A 1,005-nucleotide genomic window follows, 5' to 3' on the forward strand; every position below is an offset into this window, starting at 1 on the left:
CGCTGCGCCTCCACCTATCGGCTTAAGCTTGCTCGTTACTTTAAGTCGCTGACCCATTATACAAAAGGTACGCCGTCACCCAGGACGAACCTTGGGCTCCGACTGTTTGTAAGCATCCGGTTTCAGGAACTGTTTCACTCCCCTCGTCGGGGTGCTTTTCACCTTTCCCTCACGGTACTGGTTCACTATCGGTCGCTGAGGAGTACTTAGGCTTGGAGGGTGGTCCCCCCATGTTCAGACAGGATTTCACGTGTCCCGCCCTACTCAAATCCAACCCTCTCCCTTATCCGTACGGGGCTATCACCCGTTGATGCCTGCTTTTCCAAACAGTTCCGGTGAAGATCAGGTTGGCATTGGCCTGGTCCGCGTTCGCTCGCCACTACTAACGGAGTCTCGTTTGATGTCCTTTCCTCCGGGTACTTAGATGTTTCAGTTCCCCGGGTTCGCCTTAAACCCCTATCTATTCAGGATCTAATCCCTTCATCTGACCCTCCGTCTTGCAACACCACAGTCACCCATGACGTCACAAGACAAAGGGTCGAAGGGGGGTTTCCCCATTCGGAGATCCTTGGATCAAAGCTCGTTCGCAGCTCCCCAAGGCTTATCGCAGCGTACCACGTCCTTCATCGCCTCTCAGCGCCAAGGCATCCACCAGATGCTCTTACGACACTTGATTACTCTCATGATCCATGTCCGCCCGGCAAAAGCCGAACACGGATCTAAAAGAAAGACCTGTCGTCAGCTCTTTCAAGCCGACGACGTTTTTGCTTGCCAAGCATCTCCGGCGCCCTGGCTGCGGGCCAGGGCTGGTTCGCGGAACTAGGTTGTCCGCTCGCCGAAGATGCTGCCTCTTTACGATTTCAAACATCCGCGCCGCTCACCCCAAAGGGGAGGGCACGAATTCCTTTGACATCCGGAACCCATAAAAATGGTGGAGCCTGTCGGGATCGAACCGACGACCTGAAGCTTGCAAAGCTACCGCTCTCCCAGCTGAGCTAAGGCCCC

The 1,005-nt window shown here is 55.1% G+C and carries 1 tRNA gene and 1 rRNA gene (1 of these 2 running past the window's edge); both read right to left on the reverse strand.

What is annotated here, in order from left to right:
• Positions 1–676 (reverse strand): 23S ribosomal RNA (locus OC446_RS29025); it reaches 2,135 nt to the left of the window's first position.
• Positions 677–929: 253 nt separating this feature from the next.
• Positions 930–1,005: transfer RNA gene (locus tag OC446_RS29030), tRNA-Ala, on the reverse strand.

It is taken from the genome of Microvirga sp. Mcv34 (assembly GCF_024519725.1).
GTDB lineage: Bacteria > Pseudomonadota > Alphaproteobacteria > Rhizobiales > Beijerinckiaceae > Microvirga.